Genomic DNA, 944 nt, shown 5'->3' with positions numbered 1-944 from the left:
CCTTCGCTTCGGCTTCTCCAGCAGCGCGACGGCCTCGACATGCGGCGACCACAGGAACTGGTCGATCGGCGTCACGCTCTTCAGCGTGTAGCCGCCGTCGATCAGGATGCGCAGATCCCGCGCCAGCGTCACCGGGTTACAGGATACGGCGGCCACCAGCGGCACGTCCGAGCGGGCGATCTGCTTCGACTGATCCTCGGCTCCCGCGCGCGGCGGATCGAAGACCAGGCCGTCGAAGGCATTCAGCTCCTTGAAAGTCAGCGGCCGCCGGAACAGGTCGCGGCGCTCGCTGGTCACCCGCTTCAGGCCGCTGGCGAAGCGGAAGGCGCGGTCGAGCGCGGCAAGCGCCGGCGCATCGCCTTCGACGGCATGGACCTCCGACTTGGCGGCCAGGCGCAGCGCGAAGCTGCCGCAGCCGGCGAACAGGTCGGCGAGCCTTTTCGCACGGGAAAGGTGCTCGCCGACGAGGCCGGCCATGGCCTGCTCGGCCGCTTCGGTCGCCTGCAGGAAGGCGCCCGGCGGCACGGCGACAGGCACACCCCCGAACTGCACGACCGGCTTCCTCGGCTCGACGACGATCTCGCCGTCGACGGAAAGCCTGGCCAATCCCTCGGCAAGAACGAAGTTCGACGCGATGCGGCGCTGGTTCTCGCCGAGCTTGCCGGCATCCTGAACCGCGACATCGAGGCCGGAAGCGGTCACGGTGACGGTCATGTGGAAGGGTTTTGGCGTGGCTGCGACCAGCCCGGCCAGCCTTCGCAGGCGATCGAGCGCGGAAACGATCGCCGGCAGCGAGATCGGGCATTCCTCGATCGGGATGATCTCCGAGGAGAGCGCGCGCACGAAGCCAAACAGCATGCCGGCCTCGGTGCGTCTGGCGCTGAAGACGACCCGACGGCGAGTCTCGGGCGCGCAAGCCACCAGTGCATCGACCTCGCAGGCAA

At 68.9% G+C, this 944-nt stretch carries 1 protein-coding gene; it reads right to left on the bottom strand.

The window, feature by feature from the left end:
* On the bottom strand, positions 1-944 hold a 944-nt coding region (locus EOA33_RS36935; RefSeq protein WP_145989562.1), incomplete at both ends, for a class I SAM-dependent RNA methyltransferase.

Origin of the sequence: Mesorhizobium sp. M4A.F.Ca.ET.050.02.1.1 (genome assembly GCF_003997725.1) — a bacterium.
Lineage (GTDB): Bacteria > Pseudomonadota > Alphaproteobacteria > Rhizobiales > Rhizobiaceae > Mesorhizobium.
Note: the sequence above shows the minus strand (reverse complement) of the source record. Positions and strands in the feature narration are given on the sequence as shown.